Annotated in this window: 16 protein-coding genes and 1 pseudogene; 11 read left to right on the plus strand and 6 right to left on the minus strand. The window is 71.2% G+C overall.

What is annotated here, in order from left to right:
• Window positions 1–31: 31 nt before the first annotated feature.
• Window positions 32–2635 (minus strand): aminopeptidase N, encoded by a 2604-nt coding sequence (gene pepN / locus ACNPQM_RS09115; RefSeq protein ID WP_418083598.1) that lies wholly within the window; start codon window positions 2633–2635, stop codon window positions 32–34.
• Window positions 2636–2766: 131 nt separating this feature from the next.
• On the opposite strand from pepN, the gene ACNPQM_RS09120 reads away from it, so the two are divergent.
• Window positions 2767–3414 carry a DsbA family protein gene (locus ACNPQM_RS09120; protein WP_418083599.1) on the plus strand — a complete coding sequence of 216 codons (648 nt, stop codon included), beginning with the start codon at window positions 2767–2769 and terminating at the stop codon, window positions 3412–3414.
• Between the two features lie 54 nt (window positions 3415–3468).
• Here ACNPQM_RS09120 and ACNPQM_RS09125 read toward each other — a convergent pair whose 3' ends face one another.
• The gene (locus tag ACNPQM_RS09125) at window positions 3469–4002 is read right to left on the minus strand and encodes a DUF4240 domain-containing protein (RefSeq protein WP_418083600.1); all 534 of its coding nucleotides are present in this window, start codon (window positions 4000–4002) and stop codon (window positions 3469–3471) included.
• 121 nt (window positions 4003–4123) lie between these two features.
• Between ACNPQM_RS09125 and ACNPQM_RS09130 the strand changes: the two genes are divergently transcribed.
• Genes ACNPQM_RS09130 through ACNPQM_RS09155 form a run of 6 tightly spaced genes read left to right on the plus strand, consistent with a single transcriptional unit; the run spans window position 4124 to window position 9206 of the window.
• The gene (locus tag ACNPQM_RS09130) at window positions 4124–4756 is read left to right on the plus strand and encodes an RNA polymerase sigma factor (protein WP_418083601.1); all 633 of its coding nucleotides are present in this window, start codon (window positions 4124–4126) and stop codon (window positions 4754–4756) included.
• Entirely contained in the window at window positions 4753–5595 is an 843-nt protein-coding gene (locus tag ACNPQM_RS09135; protein ID WP_418083602.1) for a zf-HC2 domain-containing protein, read from the plus strand. The genes ACNPQM_RS09130 and ACNPQM_RS09135 overlap by 4 nt, the downstream gene beginning before the upstream one ends.
• On the plus strand, window positions 5592–6470 hold the full coding sequence (locus tag ACNPQM_RS09140) for an ATP-binding cassette domain-containing protein (RefSeq protein ID WP_418083603.1): 879 nt from the start codon (window positions 5592–5594) through the stop codon (window positions 6468–6470). Before ACNPQM_RS09135 ends, ACNPQM_RS09140 begins: the two co-directional genes overlap by 4 nt.
• A complete protein-coding gene (locus ACNPQM_RS09145; RefSeq protein WP_418083604.1) occupies window positions 6467–8065 on the plus strand; it encodes an ABC transporter permease in 1599 nt (532 codons plus the stop codon). Before ACNPQM_RS09140 ends, ACNPQM_RS09145 begins: the two co-directional genes overlap by 4 nt.
• A complete protein-coding gene (locus ACNPQM_RS09150) occupies window positions 8062–8751 on the plus strand; it encodes an ABC transporter (RefSeq protein ID WP_418083605.1) in 690 nt (229 codons plus the stop codon). The genes ACNPQM_RS09145 and ACNPQM_RS09150 overlap by 4 nt, the downstream gene beginning before the upstream one ends.
• Window positions 8748–9206 carry a GNAT family N-acetyltransferase gene (locus ACNPQM_RS09155; protein ID WP_418083606.1) on the plus strand — a complete coding sequence of 153 codons (459 nt, stop codon included), beginning with the start codon at window positions 8748–8750 and terminating at the stop codon, window positions 9204–9206. Before ACNPQM_RS09150 ends, ACNPQM_RS09155 begins: the two co-directional genes overlap by 4 nt.
• 84 nt (window positions 9207–9290) lie before the next feature.
• Here ACNPQM_RS09155 and ACNPQM_RS09160 read toward each other — a convergent pair whose 3' ends face one another.
• Window positions 9291–10130, minus strand: a complete 840-nt coding sequence (locus tag ACNPQM_RS09160; RefSeq protein ID WP_418083607.1) for an MOSC domain-containing protein — start codon at window positions 10128–10130, stop codon at window positions 9291–9293.
• A 200-nt stretch (window positions 10131–10330) separates the two neighbouring features.
• Here ACNPQM_RS09160 and ACNPQM_RS09165 point away from each other — a divergent pair, with 200 nt between their 5' ends.
• The gene (locus tag ACNPQM_RS09165; RefSeq protein ID WP_418083608.1) at window positions 10331–10507 is read left to right on the plus strand and encodes an alpha/beta fold hydrolase; all 177 of its coding nucleotides are present in this window, start codon (window positions 10331–10333) and stop codon (window positions 10505–10507) included.
• Between the two features lie 162 nt (window positions 10508–10669).
• Here ACNPQM_RS09165 and ACNPQM_RS09170 read toward each other — a convergent pair whose 3' ends face one another.
• Complete coding sequence (locus ACNPQM_RS09170; protein ID WP_358858728.1) at window positions 10670–11311, minus strand: superoxide dismutase; 642 nt, start codon at window positions 11309–11311, stop codon at window positions 10670–10672.
• A gap of 164 nt (window positions 11312–11475) precedes the next feature.
• Between ACNPQM_RS09170 and ACNPQM_RS09175 the strand changes: the two genes are divergently transcribed.
• Together ACNPQM_RS09175 and ACNPQM_RS09180 are read left to right on the plus strand one after the other, a co-directional pair.
• Entirely contained in the window at window positions 11476–11628 is a 153-nt protein-coding gene (locus ACNPQM_RS09175; protein WP_418083609.1) for a hypothetical protein, read from the plus strand.
• The gene (locus ACNPQM_RS09180) at window positions 11625–12257 is read left to right on the plus strand and encodes a histidine phosphatase family protein (RefSeq protein ID WP_418083610.1); all 633 of its coding nucleotides are present in this window, start codon (window positions 11625–11627) and stop codon (window positions 12255–12257) included. Before ACNPQM_RS09175 ends, ACNPQM_RS09180 begins: the two co-directional genes overlap by 4 nt.
• On the opposite strand, the pseudogene ACNPQM_RS09185 reads toward ACNPQM_RS09180, so the two are convergent.
• Window positions 12247–13660, minus strand: a pseudogene (locus ACNPQM_RS09185) (amino acid permease). The gene ACNPQM_RS09180 and the pseudogene ACNPQM_RS09185 sit on opposite strands and share 11 nt — an antisense overlap.
• 148 nt (window positions 13661–13808) lie before the next feature.
• Window positions 13809–15212, minus strand: coding sequence for an amino acid permease (locus tag ACNPQM_RS09190; protein WP_418083621.1), 1404 nt, complete (start codon window positions 15210–15212; stop codon window positions 13809–13811).
• Window positions 15213–15672: 460 nt separating this feature from the next.
• Here ACNPQM_RS09190 and ACNPQM_RS09195 point away from each other — a divergent pair, with 460 nt between their 5' ends.
• Complete coding sequence (locus tag ACNPQM_RS09195; protein WP_418083611.1) at window positions 15673–16269, plus strand: biotin transporter BioY; 597 nt, start codon at window positions 15673–15675, stop codon at window positions 16267–16269.
• Window positions 16270–16319: the final 50 nt, after the last annotated feature.

The raw sequence follows: 16319 nt of genomic DNA on the forward strand, positions 1-16319 counted from the left end.
CGTCCCCGCCTCCGTCCGGCCCCGCGTACGCTCAGAACCGGCCGCCGGCCCCCGCGTCACACGCCTGTGCCCGCAGCGCCCGAGCCAGATCGTCCCGGGCCTCCAGCACCAGCCGCCGCAGCGCGGGCGCCGCGTCCGCGTGCGCCTCCAGCCACGCATCCGTGGCCGCCAGCGTCGGCTCGTCGTCCTGCAGTGCCGGGAACAGCCCCTTCACCACAGCCATCCCGATCTGGATCGACCGCTCGGCCCACACCCGCTCGATCGCCTCGAAGTACCGAGCCGTGTAGGGCGCCAGCAACTCCCGCTGCGACGACTGCTCGACCCCGGTGATCGTCGCCTCCACCAGCGCGTTGGACAGCGTGTCCGACTCGACCACCGCCACCCACGCCTGTGCCTTGACCGCCGCCGACGGCCGGGAGGCCAGGCACCGCACGTGGTGCCGCTTGCCGGACGCCGTGTCGTCCCGGGCCAGTTCGGCATCGATCACCGACTCGTCGGCGACCCCGTGCGCAGCCAGCGGCGACAGGAATGCCCACCGCAGCTCCTGGTCGACCTCGAGCCCGTCGATCCGCGCGGACTCCCCCAGCAGCGAGGACAGCAGCTGGAAGTCCGCGTCCGAGTCCGCGACCGCCGCGAAGAACCGCGCCCACGCCAGCTGGTGCTCGCTCCCCGCCGCAGCGATCCGCAGCTCCCGCAGCGCGCCTTCGGCCAGCGCCCGGCCGCCCTCCTCGCGCCACTCGGGGGCGGCATAGTGGACGAGCGCGGTCTGGGTCCAGGCGTGCAGCATCTGCAGGACGCCGATGTCGGACTCCCGGCCGGAGAAGTCCAGCACGAGCGAGATGAAGTCGCGGGCCGGCATCAGCCCGTCCCGCGTCAGGTTCCACAGCGCGGACCAGCACAGCGCCCGCGCCAGCGGGTCGGTGATGGCACCGAGGTGTGCGCGCAGCGTGTCGAGGGACGCCTCGTCGAAGCGGACCTTGCAGTACGTGAGGTCGTCGTCGTTGACGAGGATCAGGTCAGGCCGCTCGGCCCCGGCCAGCTCCCCGACCACCGTGCGCGCCCCCGCCACGTCCACCTCGGCGCGCGCGTACCTCACCAGGTCGCCGTCCGACCTGCGCCGGTACAGGCCGACCGCGACCCGGTGCGGCCGCAGCTCCGGGTGCGACTCGACCGCCTCCTGGAGCACGGCCAGCTCCGTGATCCGGTCCGCCGCGTCGTACGTCACCACCGGCGTCAGCGAGTTCACGCCCGCCGTCTGCAGCCAGGACCGCGACCAGGTGACCATGTCCCGCCCGGACGTCTCGGCCAGCACCGACAGCAGGTCGCCCAGCTGCGTGTTCCCGTACGCGTGCTTCTTGAAGTAGCGCCGGGCGCCCTCCAGGAACGCGTCCCGCCCGGCGTACGCCACCAGCTGCTTCAGCACCGAGGCGCCCTTGGCGTACGTGATGCCGTCGAAGTTCAGCTTGGCGTCCTCCAGGTCACGGATGTCCGCCGTGATCGGGTGCGTGGACGGCAGCTGGTCGGCGCGGTACGCCCAGGACTTGCGGTTGTTGGCGAAGGTGATCCAGCCGTCCTCGAAGCGGGTCGACTCGACCATGGCGAAGACGCCCATGAAGTCGGCGAAGGACTCCTTCAGCCACAGGTCGTCCCACCACTGCATGGTGACGAGGTCGCCGAACCACATGTGCGCCATCTCGTGCAGGATGACGTTGGCCCGGCTCTCGTACGACGCCTGCGTCACCTTGCCGCGGAAGATGTACTCCTCGCGGAACGTGACACAGCCCGGGTTCTCCATCGCGCCGAGGTTGTACTCGGGCACGAACGCCTGGTCGTACTTGCCGAACGGGTACGGGTAGTCGAAGTTGTCGTGGAAGAAGTCCAGGCCCTGCTTGGTGACGAGGAAGATGTCGTCCGCGTCGAAGTGCCGGGCGAGCCCCTTGCGGCAGAGGGCGCCGAGCGGGATGTCCAGCGTCGTGCCGTCGTCGAACGTACGGCTGTAGGAGTCCGTCACATAGTGGTACGGGCCGGCGACGACCGCCGTGATGTAGGTGGAGATCGGCTTCGTCTCGGCGAACCGCCAGACCCCGCCGTCCCGGGACTCCTCCGTCCCGTTGCTCCAGACCGTCCAGGCCTCGGGCGCCGTCACCTCGAAGCGGAAGGGTGCCTTCAGGTCGGGCTGCTCGAAGTTCGCGAAGACGCGCCGCGCGTCGGCCGGCTCGTACTGCGTGTAGAGGTAGACCTCGCCGTCCTCCGGGTCGACGAACCGGTGCATGCCTTCGCCGGTCCGGCTGTACGCGCACTGCGCGTCGACCACCAGGACGTTCTCGCCCTCCGGCAGATCGTTCAGCGCCACCCGCGTTCCGTCGAAGACGACGGCGGGGTCGAGCGCCTGACCGTTCAGGGTCACCGACGTCACGCTCGGCGCCAGCAGGTCGGCGAAGGTCGACGCCCCTGCCCGCGCGGTGCGGAACCGGATCGTGGTCACCGAGCGGAAGGTCCGCGGATCGGACGGCTGCTCCCCACCGCCGGGCCCGTCGATCGCGGAACGCACGTCGAGCACGACGTCGTATCCGTCGACGGTCAGCAGTTCGGCCCGCTCGTGGGCCTCGTCGCGGGACAGGTTCTGACCGGGCACAGGTGCACTCCTTTGTGTCACGTTCGAATGCTTTGATCCTCCCACGCGCGTTCCGGCCCTGGTGGCCGGGAATGACGGGCACGTTCTGCGGCGTTCTCGGGCACAGGTGCGACCGCCTCTTGAGGAGAGACATGTCTGAGAACAGCCCGGTGAACGGCAGGACCCCCGTCGATTTCTGGTTCGACCCGCTCTGTCCCTGGGCCTGGATGACCTCCCGCTGGATGCTGGAGGTGGAGAAGGTCCGCGACGTCGAGGTCCGCTGGCACGTGATGAGCCTCGCCGTCCTCAACGAGGACAAGCTCGACGAGCTGCCGGAGGAGTACCGCGACCTGCTGGAGAAGGCGTGGGGCCCGGTCCGCGTCGTCATCGCCGCCCAGCAGAAGCACGGCGACGACATCGTCGGCCCGCTGTACACAGCGCTCGGCACCCGCTTCCACAACCAGGACGAGGGTCCCACCCCTGAGGCGATCGTGGGGGCGCTGGGGGACGTCGGCCTGCCGGTCGAGCTGGCGGACTTCGCGGACTCGGACGTGTACGACGCCGAGCTGCGCGCCTCCCATAAGGAAGGCATCGACAAGGTCGGCCAGGACGTCGGCACCCCGGTCATCGCCGTGCCCGGCTCCGACGGCGAGCAGATCGCCTTCTTCGGCCCGGTCGTCACCCCCGCCCCGAAGGGCGAGGAGGCGGCGAAGCTGTGGGACGGCACGCTGATGGTGGCGTCGATCCCCGGCTTCTACGAGATCAAGCGGACCCGGACGCAGGGCCCGATCTTCGACTGATCCACACGGTGCGGTGCGGGGCCCGGCGGCTGTCCGGACCCCGCACCCTCCTTCTCACGCGTACAGCACGGCCAGCTTCGGCAGCCGCGCCGCCACCCGCTCCGCGTCGTCGAAGTCGAAGTCCCAATCCGGGTCCAGCGCGGGGTATCTGATCGAGAACGAGCCACCGGGCAGGTTCTCGCCGGTCGCCGCCCGGTGCGCCTCCCAGGCCACCGCGAGCATCCGCTCGCACTCCACCTCCTCCCTCTCCGCCGCCGCAGCCCTGATCTCCGGCAGCTCGGCCAGCGTGTCCGGATCGGCGACGACCCGCTCGAACACCTCGCGCCCCTGCGCTATCAGCCAGCCCCGGAAGTAGTCGAAACCGTCGTCGGAACAGCCCCCGTTGACCGTGTACGCCGCAGCCCAGAGCGGCGCCCGGTAGGAAGCGGCCATCAGGTCCCAGAGCAACTGCTGCGCCGCGGTGATCTCGTCCCGGGGCCGGGTGGCGAGCAGCGCGGAGGCCCGCTCGACGACGGCCTCGGCGTCCGCCGGGTCGGTGACCCGGACGCGGGCGTCGTCGATCAGATTCCAGAAGTCCGTGGTGTCCATGTGGTGCAGCATGCCGGAGGGGGCTGACAGTCGGGCGGGCCTGAAGGCACCCCCTGATCGATGTGGCGCGCGTCACGTCTCGATGGTGAACCGGTCGGCCCACCCCGGACGACGAAGGGGTGTGAACAGAGAGCCGCTGGACGCGGATACCGAAGCGGACCTCGTGGCGGCGGTCGCCGACGGGGACCGCGTCGCCTTCGAGCTGCTCTACCGTCACTACGCCCCCTGGCTGACCGCCAGGCTGCGCCACCGCTGTGCCGACGAATCGCTGCTCGACGACATGGTTCAGGAGACGTTCCTGGGCCTCTGGTGCAGCTGTTCCTCGCCCGGCCGGCCGGCACCGCGGATCGACGACATGGCGGGCTGGCTGTGGCGCGTCGCCTCCCGGCGGCTCGTGGACCAGGCCCGTGCGGGCGGTGCCCGCGCACGGCTGTGGCAGGCGCTGCGACGGGCGCGCCCGCGCGTTGAGCGGTCCGCCGAGGAACGGGTGCTCGACAGCGCCGAACACGGTGATCTGGCCGACGCGCTGGCCAGGCTGCCCACCGAGTTGCGGCAGGTCATGCAGACCCTGGTCGTCGACGGCCTGACCGTACGGCAGACGGCGAGCCTGCTGGCACTGCCGCCCGGCACCGTGAAAACCCGCGCTATGCGCGCCCGCACATTGCTGAAGCGGGAACTCGGGGGCCCGGAACCAGGGCCCGAACCGGAACCAGGACCGAGCCCGATGCCCGGGCGCGCGAGGAGACGACGATGACGACGTACCGGAGCGGCGACCCACACCCGCCCGACCCCTTGCTCCACAGCTACGCACGCGGCGAGACGGCGACCGTCGCCCTGCGCACCGTCGAACCTCACCTCGACGGCTGCCGACTCTGCCGTGCGAGGCTCGCCGACCACCTCGACCCGGCCGCCGCGGACCGTGGCTGGGGACGACTCGACGCGGCGATCGACGCGCCCGTGCCGGGCCCGGGAGAGCGGCTGCTGCTGCGTGGCGGGGTGCCGGACCACCTGGCCAGGCTGCTGGCCGCCACCCCGGCACTGCGCGCGTCCTGGGTCGGCGGGGCAGCCCTGACACTGCTGCTGGCCGCCCTGGTCGCACGGCTCGCGGAACCGTCCGGCACCCCTCTGGTCTTCCTCGGCCTCGCCCCGCTGCTGCCCGTGACCGGCGTGGCCGTCTCGTACGGCAGACGCTGGGATCCCGCGCACGACATGGGTCTGGTCACCCCGGTGCGGGCCTTCCGGCTCGTCCTGCTGCGCACCGCGGTCGTGCTCGCCACCTGCGTCGCGCTCACCGCCGCCGCGAGCACGGTGCTGCCCGGGCCCGCACGCGTCACCCTCGGCTGGCTGCTGCCGGGATGCGCGCTCACCGCGGTGAGCCTCGCCCTCGCCGCCCGGATGGAATTCACGACGGCGGCGGCAGCGGCCGGGGCGGGCTGGCTGGCGCTCCTGGCCGTCACCCGTGACTCGCACGCCGTCTTCACCGCCCAGGGGCAGCTCGCCTCGGCCGCGGTGCTTGCCGCGGCCTCGACGGTCGTCCTGCTCTCCCGTACCGCGTTCGACCGGCCCGCCCACCGATGGAGGACTGCCCGATGACGATCGAGCACACCGTTCGGACAAGAGAGTTGGGTGTGCGGTACCGCCGTTCCGTGGCGCTCGACTCGGTGACTCTGGCGCTGCGGGCCGGAGTCACCGGCCTGCTCGGGCCCAACGGCGCGGGCAAGACCACCCTGCTGCGCGCCGTGGCCACCGCACTCGTCCCCGACAGCGGGGAGATCAGCGTGCTCGGCCGCGACCCCCGCGACCCCCGGGAGCGGACCGAGATCCGGCGGCGGCTCGGATTCCTGCCGCAGGACCCAGGCTTCCATCCGCACTTCACCGTCTTCGAGTTCGTGGACTACGTGGCGATCCTCAAGGAGATGACCCACCGGGCACGCAGGCACGACGAGGTCCGCCGAGTGCTCGACGCCGTCGGGATGAGCGAGCACCGGGGCCGGCGCATGAAAGCCCTCTCCGGCGGGATGCGGCAGCGGGTGGCGCTGGCCGCCGCGCTCGCGGGTGCGCCCGAACTCCTCGTCCTGGACGAGCCGACCGTCGGACTAGACCCCGAACAGCGCCTGAGATTCCGTGAGTTGATCGCAGAAGCCGGTGAGGGGCGTACGGTCCTGCTCTCCACCCACCAGACGGAGGACGTCTCCGCGCTCTGTCACCGTGTCGTGGTTCTCGACCACGGGGCCGTGAAGTTCGACGGCGACCCGGCGGGGCTGAGCGCCGTCGCCGAGGGCCGGGTGTGGAGCAGCGCCGAACGCGACCCTCACGCACTCGCGGGCTGGCGCACCGGCACGGGGACGTTCCGCAACATCGGCAGCCCGCCCCCGGATGCCGAGACAGTGGCCCCGGCGTTGGAGGACGGTTATCTGCTGCTCCTCGACGCCACGACCCGAACGGCGGGGCGGGGGGCCACGGCATGAGCGCCACGACGACCGAGGCCCCTGCACGGCCCGGCGGCGACGGTACGGACTCCGCGGCGCGATCCGCCACGCGGTCACTGGCCCGTACCGAAGCGGTGCGGCTGCTGCGGCACCCCGCCGTGCTCGTCGCGTTCGCGCTGTACGCGGCACAGTGGGCGTACAGCGCGTACGCGGGACACGACCGCTACCCGGTGCTGCAGGACGAGGACCGCTACACCCAACCACCGCTCCTGCTGATCGCGGCGGGAACGCTCCTCGCGGCCAACCTCGCCGCGCTGCGCCCCCACCGGCACGGCACCGACGCGATGTTCGACCTCCTGGTGCTCCCGCCCCGGCGGCGCACCTGCGCCCACCTGCTCTCCCTGCTGCCGCTCGCCGCACTGTCGGCGGCCGTTGCCGGGGCCCGTACCGGTTACGCGGTGATGCAGGACGGGGCGGTCGGCAGCCCCTCCGGGGCCGAACTCGCCACCGGACCGTTCGTCGTCCTGCTTTCCGGTGCGATCGGCGTCCTCGCCGCCCGTCTCGTACGGTCCGTGGCGGCCGGGCCGCTCATGGTGGCCGGGCTCGGCATCGTGATGGTGGCCGGTGCCCTCCAGCCGCGGTCGGACTGGCGCTGGTGGGGTCTCGTCGCCGTGGAGGACGAGAACCGGGCGCCGCTGCCCAGCTCCCTCATGCACCGTCCGGCGGGCTGGCACCTGCTCTATCTGGCCGCGCTGCTGGCCCTGGTGGCGGCAGTGGCCCTGCTGCGCTCCGGCCGCCGTGTCACCACCGGCCTCGGGGCCGTGACCGGCCTCGCCCTGGCCCTCGCGGTCGTCGCGGGATGCGTGCAGCTGCGCGGTGTCCCGGACGAGGTCTCCAGGGCCCGCGCGGCGGCCGAACGGGCTCCGTCCTCGCAGCAGGTGTGCGGTATGCGCGGACCCGTCGACTACTGCGCGTTCCCCGAGTTCGCGGACCGCTCCCAGCAGTGGGCGCAGGTTGCCGAAGGGATACGGCGGTGGGTGCCAAAGGGTGCGCGGGAGAAGCGGTATGTCGTACGTCAGCACCTCGTTCCGGACCTGCCCGCCGGCGGTCTCGTACCCCCGCTGCCCCTGGAGAGCTGGGCGGCCGACGACCGTGCGGCCGGGACGCCCGACGCCCTGCCGGTCGGCACGGACTGGGGCACGCACAGCGACGTGGCGGGCGACCGGATGCTCGCCTTCGCCGCAAGCCTCGCCCACCGGTCGGTGACCCGGGAGTCCTCACCCGCCCCCGAACACGGCGTGGTCTGCCGCTCCAGGGGAGTGCTCACGCTCTGGCTCGCCGTCCGGTCGACCGCCGATACCCGGGCCGCCTACGACTCCCTGGCCGGGCGGTCCTTCGGCGGCATCATGCTCAACAGCTTCGACGCGGACACCGGACTCGGCTTCAACCGCCGCGAACAGGGCGTTGTGGACGCGCTGTTGAGACGGGACGCCGCCGACATCGGTGCCAGGGTGCAGCGGTCCTGGGCCGAACTCACCGCACCGTCCACCACCACCGACCGGGCGGCAGCCCTCCTCGGTGTCCCCGCACCCCCGCCCGCGCCCCGGGAGGACGAAGGGGTGTGCGCCGTATGAGCCCCGCCACCCCTGCCGCCCCCGTCGCGGTGCTCCGCGCACTCCTGCGCCCCGACCTGCGCGCGGCCCGCACCCGCCCCCTGCTGGCAGCCGGAACGGCGGGGCTGGCCGTCACGGCCGGCCCCGCCGCGTTCCACACCCACATCGAACCGGCCGCGGCTGCGCTGCTGCTGCGGTTCGCCACCGTGCTCGGCGCCCTCGGACTCGCCTTCCTGCTGGACGATCCCGCCGCCCGTACGACCGAAGTGCTGCCGGTGACGAAGGCACTGCGCAAGGGCCTGCGGATGGCCTTGGGGCTAATGGCCTTCGGGGTCTTCTGGGGTGCCTCGGCCGGTCTCGCCCGGCTCGGGGTGGCCGCCAGGGTGCGGGAGGCTTTCCCGCTCGGCGCCCTTGCTACGGAGGGTGCCGCACTCGCCGCGCTCACGCTGGCCCTGGCCCTGCTGGGGCTGCGGCTCTCGGCCTCCGGATCGGGCAGCCCACTCGCGGCCCCGGCACTGGTCCTGCTGCTCGCGACGGTGCTCCTGCTGCCGGACCGGTTCGCCCTGTTCCCCGCACCGGGTGCTCCGAACGCGGGCGTCGCCGCCCTCCGTTGGGGCGCCCTGCTCGTCCTCGCACTGTGCTTGAGTGGATGGGAGCTGCGCGAGCGGCGAACCGCACACCGAGGGAAGGGAGTCCGGCGGACATGAAGGTACGACCGGCACAGCGATCCGAGGCCGGGGAGCTGACCGAGCTGGCGATGGCCTCGAAGGCCCACTGGGGCTACGACGAGGCGTTCCTCGCCTCCTGCCGTGACGAACTCACCCTGCGCCCGGCCGACCTCGACCGCCGTCGCACCGCGGTCGCCGAGGAGGACGGCCGCGTCCTGGGCTTCACCACCCTGGACGGCGCCCCGCCCCAGGGCGCCCTCGGCATGATGTTCGTCGCCCCGGACGCGCTGGGCCGGGGCATCGGCCGGCTCCTGTTCGAGCACACCATGACGCAGGCCCGCCGCTTCGGCTTCGCACGACTCACCATCGATGCCGACCCCAACGCGGAACCCTTCTACCTCGCGATGGGCGCGGTACGGATCGGGGCGACCCCGTCCGGATCGATCCCCGGCCGTGAACTGCCGCTGCTGGAGTACGTCCTCACGTCGCACTGACTCCCCCCATGTGCCGGTCGGTCTCAGACCGACCGGCACATGGGGGCGGCGTCGCGGTCATCGACGGGGTCAAGGCCGGGGCCTTCACCGGCTGAACCACTCCGCGACCTCGACCGTGCCCCCGACGGTCACCACGCCCTCGCAGACCACCGCGTTCTTCGCGCCGAAGCTCACCTTGTTCTTGTACTCCGGCTCGCGCCGGTACGTCGCAAGGGTCCGGACCGGTTCCGGACCCGCGCGACGGCCGGTGCGCTGGTCGACGAGCGGGACGTTGCACCGCATCGCCCGTACCGAATAGGCGAGTTCCACGGAACCGAGGGTCATCCGGCGTACTCGGTCCTCGAAGTGGGGTTCGTCGTTGCCGGTCAGGACGATGTTGGCGCGGAAACGGTCCATCGGGACGGGCGCGGCGTCGCCCCGGGCGGCGATGCGGGTGTTGAGGCCGTCCAGGGAGGCCGTCGACGCGACCAGCACCGCATGCGCGTCGGCGAAGTTGACCTTGCCAGGGGTCTCGCCCCAGCCGTCCCGGTCGAAGCCGGGGGCCACCCGTACCAGGCGGGACTTGGCGCCGAGCGCGTCGGAGAACCATTCCGCGACCTCGTCCCCCTGGTCGGCTGCCGCGCCGAGGGGGCGGTCGAACATGCTGACGTCACGGCGCGGGCCGTCCAGGTCGACCTTCAGACGCAGCGGCTCGACACCCGCGGTGGACAGGGCCAACACCGCTCCGGAGTCAAGGACTTCGACCCTGATCGCGGCCATCGACGGGTGCGTGCGCTGGCTGCGAAAGGCACCGTCCGCCGCGTCCACCACCATGAACGTCCGATCGTGTTCGAGGCCGGTCCCGAGGACCTGCGCGGAACCGACCGTGGTCCCGGCGCAGCCCTTGACGGGGTAGTAGGCGAGTTCTCGAACAGTGATCGTCATGATGTCCCCTCCGGGGCGGCCGCTTCGAGCGTGTCGACGCTGCCGGACATGATGGTGCGGATGTGTCGGGTGAGGCGATGATTTTTCCATAGGCCACGTCAGCCACATGTTCGCTGTACGGGCTGGATCATCGATATCCAGGGCTGTTCGGCATCACAGGCACGTTTGTCACGTCGTTCCGCGCAGAGCCTGCCACCCTGGTGATCCTCGGCTCCCACGACCGGCGACGGCAGCCGTCTTCCGCCCAGGACTACCGCCGAGTCCCTGACGCCCGGATCGAGATCCTCGACGGCGTCGGACACACCCCCGTGATCGAGGACCCCGACACCGCCGGAGCCCTCCTGCATGGCTTCGCCCTGCAAACCGCGCCACGCTGACCCGGCACCACCAGTCATCTGCACCGGCCGCCGTGCGTCGCCGCGCTGCCGGGTGAAGAAGGACCCTCACCTGTCACGTCCAGGCGAGGGTCCCCCTTCATCCGCCTGCCCGGTGAAGGTTGAGAAGACGATCACGAGGCAGGACGTTCATGCGCCTCCCCGTCAGGGGGCGAGCAGCAGCACGTCGGCACGCTCCTTCGCGGCTGCGTAACGCTTCGCCACGTCCTGCCAGTTGACGACACGCCACATGGCCTCGATGAAGTCGACCTTCTGGTTCTTGTACTGGAGGTAGAAGGCGTGCTCCCAGGCGTCGAAGACCAGGATCGGGACGGAGCCCTGGCCGACATTGCCCTGGTGGTCGTAGACCTGCTCGACGATCAGCTTTCCGCTGACCGGCTCGTAAGCGAGGACGCCCCAGCCGGAGCCCTGCGTGGTGGCCGAAGCCTTCGTCAGCTGGGACTTGAAGCCGGCGAACGACCCGAACGACTCCGTGATCGCGTCCGCGAGGTCACCGACACCGTCCGCCGCCAGGGGCTCGCCGCCGCCGTCACCGCTCATGTTGTGCCAGTAGATCGAGTGCAGGATGTGGCCGGAGAGGTGGAACGCGAGGTTCTTCTGCAGGCCGTTGACCGCTCCCCAGGCCTCCTTGGCGCGCGCCTCCTCCAGCTGCTCCAGGGTGTCGTTGGCGCCCTTGACGTAGGCGGCGTGGTGCTTGTCGTGGTGGAGCTCGATGATCTGCGGGTTGATGACCGGTTCGAGCGCCGCGTAGTCGTACGGGAGTTCCGGGAGCGTGTACGTGGCCATAAGGCAAACCCTCCAGCTGCTTTCCTGTTGTTATTGCAACCTATATGCAAATGCAGGCTAGCAGGAGGAAAGGGGTCTGTGGTGCGGGGATGCCGGCGCCGGTGTCGGACCCGGGTGGTGCACGCCTCGTCGGTGCACGCCCTCGCCCGCGAGCTGCGGGCCACATGGCCGGAATCCGGCAGCTTCTGCGTCCCGGCCGGGCGCGCACCGCCCGCCACATGGAGCCGTACCTCAAGCTGGTGGACGAACCGGAACGGCGGGGCCGGCTGTCCGGGGTGCTCGCCACCCACGCCCGGTCCCGAACGGAGAGTCGATGACCACCAGCCCGACCGCCTTGTTCCTCGCCCGGCATGGACAGACCGTGTGGCACGCCGAGAACCGCTACGCCGGGGTCAGTGACGTAGCCCTCACCGAGGAGGGGCGCCGCCAGGCCGAACAGTTGGCGCAGTGGGCGTTGCGACACCGGGTCGACGCGATCTGGACGTCGACCGCCACCCGCGCCATCGAGACCGCCCAACCCGCGTGCTGGGCGCTCGATCTCGTGCCCGGACGCGAACCCGATCTGCGGGAGTGCGACTTCGGGACGGTGGAGGGGCGCACCCTCGCCGAGTTCGCCGCGGAGGACCCGGAACGGGCGGCGGCGTTCCGGGCCGACCCGGTGGTCAACGCCTTCCCCGGGGCCGAGGACCCGCGCGTGGTGGCGGCCCGGGGAACGATGGCGCTGCGCCGGATCGCGGCCGGCCATCCGGGGCAGCGGGTCCTCGTCGTCGCGCACGACACGCTGCTGCGGCTGGTGCTGTGCGAACTGCTGTCGATCCCGCTCGGCGCCTACCGCCGCGTCTTTCCGCAGCTGCGGAACGCGGCGGTGAGCGAGGTGCGGCTGGGGGAGGAGGGCGGCGCGCTGCTCTCCCTCAATGTGCCGTGCGCACCGGACGTCAGCCCTTGACGGCCGCGGCCCGCCGCTGTCGTACGACACCGATCACGATGAGGACGGCGGTCAGCAGACCGGTCGCCAGCAGCTGGTCACGCGTTTCGGGCCGGCCCAGCATCAGCAGGAAGATGCCGGCCATGGCCAGCAGCGCCAGCACCGTCCCCACCGGGAACAGCCACATCCGTACCACCAGCTTCTCGGGCGCCTCGCGCTCCAGCCGGGTACGCAGCACCAGCTGCGAGGCCGCAATGAAGATCCAGACGACCAGGATCACCGCGCCGATCATGTTGAGCAGCCAGGGGAAGACATCGTCCGGCCGCCAGTAGCTGAGCAGCACGCAGAGGAAACCGAAGACGGACGAGACGAGAACCGCGTTGCGGGGTACGCCGGAGGTGACCCTGCCGAGCCGCTGCGGGCCCTGGCCGCGGGCGACCAGTGAGCAGGCCATGCGCGAGGCGCCGTAGATGTTCGCGTTCATCGCGGAGAGCAGCGCGACCAGGATGACCACATTCATGATCTCCGCGGCGCCGCTGATGCCGAGGTGGTCGAGGGTCGCGTAGAACGGACCGACCGTGGCGACCTTCGGGTCGTCCCACGGCACGAGCGTGACGATGACCGCCATCGAGCCGACGTAGAACACCGCGATCCGCCACATCGCCGTCCGCACCGCCTTCGCGACACCCCGTACCGGGTTCTCGGACTCGGCCGCGGCGATGGTGACCGTCTCCAGACCGCCGTACGCGAAGACCGAGGCCAGCAGCCCGATGATGAAGCCGTTGGAGCCGTTCGGCAGGAACCCGCCGTCGCCGGTGAGATTGGCAAGGCCGGGGGCGTCCGTGCCGGGCAGCACGCCGAGGATCGCCAGCACACCCAGCACGAGGAAGATCACGATCGCGGCGACCTTGAGCGCGGCGAACCAGAACTCGAACTCGCCGAAGTTCTTCACGGCGGCCAGGTTCGTGCCGAGGAAGACCGCCATGAACAGCGCGACCCAGGCCCACTCCGGGGTGCCGGGCAGCCAGCCGGTGACGATCTTCGCGGCGCCGATCCCCTCAAGGCCGACGGCGACACAGAGCAGCACCCAACGCCCACCCGGCAGTGAATCCCGCCCACGGTCCGATCGCCCGTTCCGCATGGACGGAGAACGAGCCGGATGCCGGATTGGCGGCGGACATCTCGCCGAGCATGCGCATCACGAACATGACCAGCAGTCCGGAGATGGCGTAGGCGAGGACGATCGAGGGCCCGGCGGAGGCGATACCGGCGCCGGAACCGACGAACAGCCCGGCACCGATGACACCGCCGAGGGCGATCATCGACAGATGGCGCTGCTTGAGTCCATGGGTGAGGGCGGAGTCGACCGGGGCTGCGGAGGCGTCGGAGCCGGCGGTGGGGGGAGACGCGGAGGTCCGAGACATGGACGTGCCCTGTTCGGTAGGTGAGACGGTGGACGAGGCCAACAGTCTGTCCGCGCCCCCGGCTCACAGGGAAGAGCTGTCCGCTATCCGGGCACCGGGCTCACACATGGTGCACACACGCGTACGCACCCGCGGCGGCTCCGTCCCGTCAGCCCCGGCGCCGGTCCCGCACCTCCCGCGCCAGCGCCACGAGCAGCATCAGGCCGGTCGCCCCCGCCGACCACAGCACCTGCGGCCGCGCCACCTCATCGGTCAGCATCAGCACGAGCACGGCCGCCAGTGCGACCAGGGTCAGCCAGGTCAGCCAGGGGAAGAACCACATCCGCAGCGTCAGGGCCTCGGGCGCCTCCCGTTCGATACGGCGGCGCAGCCGCAGTTGGGACGCGGCGATCAGCCCCCATACGAACAGCAGTACCGCGCCCACCGAGTTGAGCAGATACAGGAATACGGAGTCGGGCCACTTCAGATTGAGGAGTACGGAGACGAAGCCGAAGGCGACCGAGGCGAGCACCGCGCGCCGTGGCACTCCGCCCTCGCCGCCCTGGCCGCCCGACACCTTGAGCAGCCCGCGCGGCCCCTCGCCGCGCTCGGCCAGCGAGAAGATCATCCGGGACGAGCCGTAGAGGTTGGCGTTCAGTGCGGAGAGCAGCGCCACGAACACCACGATGTTCATGATCTGCCCGGCCGACGGCACCCCGATCGCGTCCAGGACCTTGACGTACGGGCTCAGCCCGGCCTGCTGCGCGGTCCACGGCAGCACCGTCACGATCACCAGCATCGACCCGACGTAGAAGAAGAGGATGCGCACGACCGCGCTGCGCACGGCGCGTCCCACCGCGCGCGCCGGATCGTCGGTCTCGGCCGCCGCGATCGTCACGACCTCCAGTCCGCCGAACGCGAAGGCGACGGTCAGGACACCGGACACGACCCCGGTCCAGCCGTTCGGCAGGAATCCGCCCTGGCCGGTCAGGTTGGTCAGTCCTACCGGATCCGTGTCCGGGAGCAGGCCGAAAATGGCCAGCAGCCCGAGCACGAGGAAGATCACGATCGCGGCGACCTTGAGCGCGGCGAACCAGAACTCGAACTCGCCGAAGTTCTTCACCGCGGTCAGATTGGCGACGGTGAACACCACCATGAACACCAGCACCCAGGCCCACTGGGCCACGGCCGGCACCCAGCCATGGGCGATCGTCGCGGCTGCGGTCGCCTCCACGGCGAGGACGATCACCAGCAGGAACCAGTAGAGCCAGCCCACACTGAACCCGGCCCACCGGCCGAGCGCCCGCTCCGCATGGACGGAGAACGAACCGGAGGCGGGCATCGCGGCCGACATCTCGCCGAGCATCCGCATCACCAGCATCGCGAGGCCGCCCGCGATCAGATACGACACGACGATGGCCGGGCCCGCGACGGCGATCCCGGCGCCCGAACCCACGAAGAGCCCGGCGCCGATCACCCCGCCCAGTCCGAGCATCGTCAGATGGCGCTGTTTCAGCCCGTGCGCCAGCGGTTCCGGCTGCCTGGGCTCCGTGGGGGGAGGGGCGTCGTGCATGGGGGTGCGGATCACTCTCGGATCATTCAACGGGTCCGGTAGCTGGGGGGGGACCCTCTTATGGAGAACCTACAGTCTCACGTTGCAAGACCCAGCCTGCCGGACAGCCCCTCCCGCGCCCTCACCTCAGTGACAAGCATCACGCCGTCGTGTCTTTGCTCGCCGGCCTTTGTGTAAAACCCACCAAGCCATCAAGCGCCGCTTTGTGGGCGGCTGATGGTGATCGGGCGTCAACCCGTGGGCTAACGTCAGCCTCAGAGCCTGTCGGGTGACCTCTGATCGGGCGGCCACGCCCTGGCACGCACGCTTCCGGCGTTGCCGAAATGGCCTAGTAGCTCCGCTACGAGGCCATCCCGGCGCCTTGGAATCGCACGCACCATGCCGCGTCCGCTCTCCGATCGAAGGTCACCCGACAGGCTCTCAGCCTGTCCCCACCTGCCCTCACCACCGCGGAGTCCCGATGAGCACTGCTGCCGCCGCCCCCGTCCGTACCGGAGCGGTCCTCGCCGACCTGCTGCCCGCAGCCCGGCACCGCTACGCCGTCGACACGGCCCTGGTCGTGGGCGGCGCCGCGCTCACCGGCATCGCGGCCCAGATAGCCGTCCCGATCCCCGGCTCTCCGGTCCCCGTCACCGGCCAGACCTTCGCCGCGCTCCTCGTCGGCACCGCCCTCGGCGCCCGCCGCGGCTTCCTCTCCCTGGCCGTGTACGCGCTCGTCGGCATGGCCGGCATGCCGTGGTTCGCGGGCGGCAGCTCCGGCGCGGGCGGTGCCTCGTTCGGTTACGTCCTCGGCATGCTGCTCGCCGCCACCGTGGTCGGCGGCCTCGCCCGCCGCGGCGGCGACCGCTCGGTGCTGCGCACGGCGGGCACGATGGTGCTCGGCTCCGCGATCATCTACGCGGTCGGTGTCCCGTACCTGGCGCTTTCCACGGGGATGTCGGCGAGCGCCGCGATCGCGGCGGGCCTGGTGCCGTTCCTGGTCGGTGACGCGCTGAAGGCGGCCCTGGCGATGGGCGCGCTGCCCGCCGCCTGGAAGCTCGTCGGCCGCCGCGGCTGATCGGGCGCTTTCGCAAACCCCTCCGAAGAGGCTCGCCGGGTCGTACTGCG

The organism is Streptomyces sp. NPDC056231 (assembly GCF_048270745.1).
Classification (GTDB): domain Bacteria; phylum Actinomycetota; class Actinomycetes; order Streptomycetales; family Streptomycetaceae; genus Streptomyces.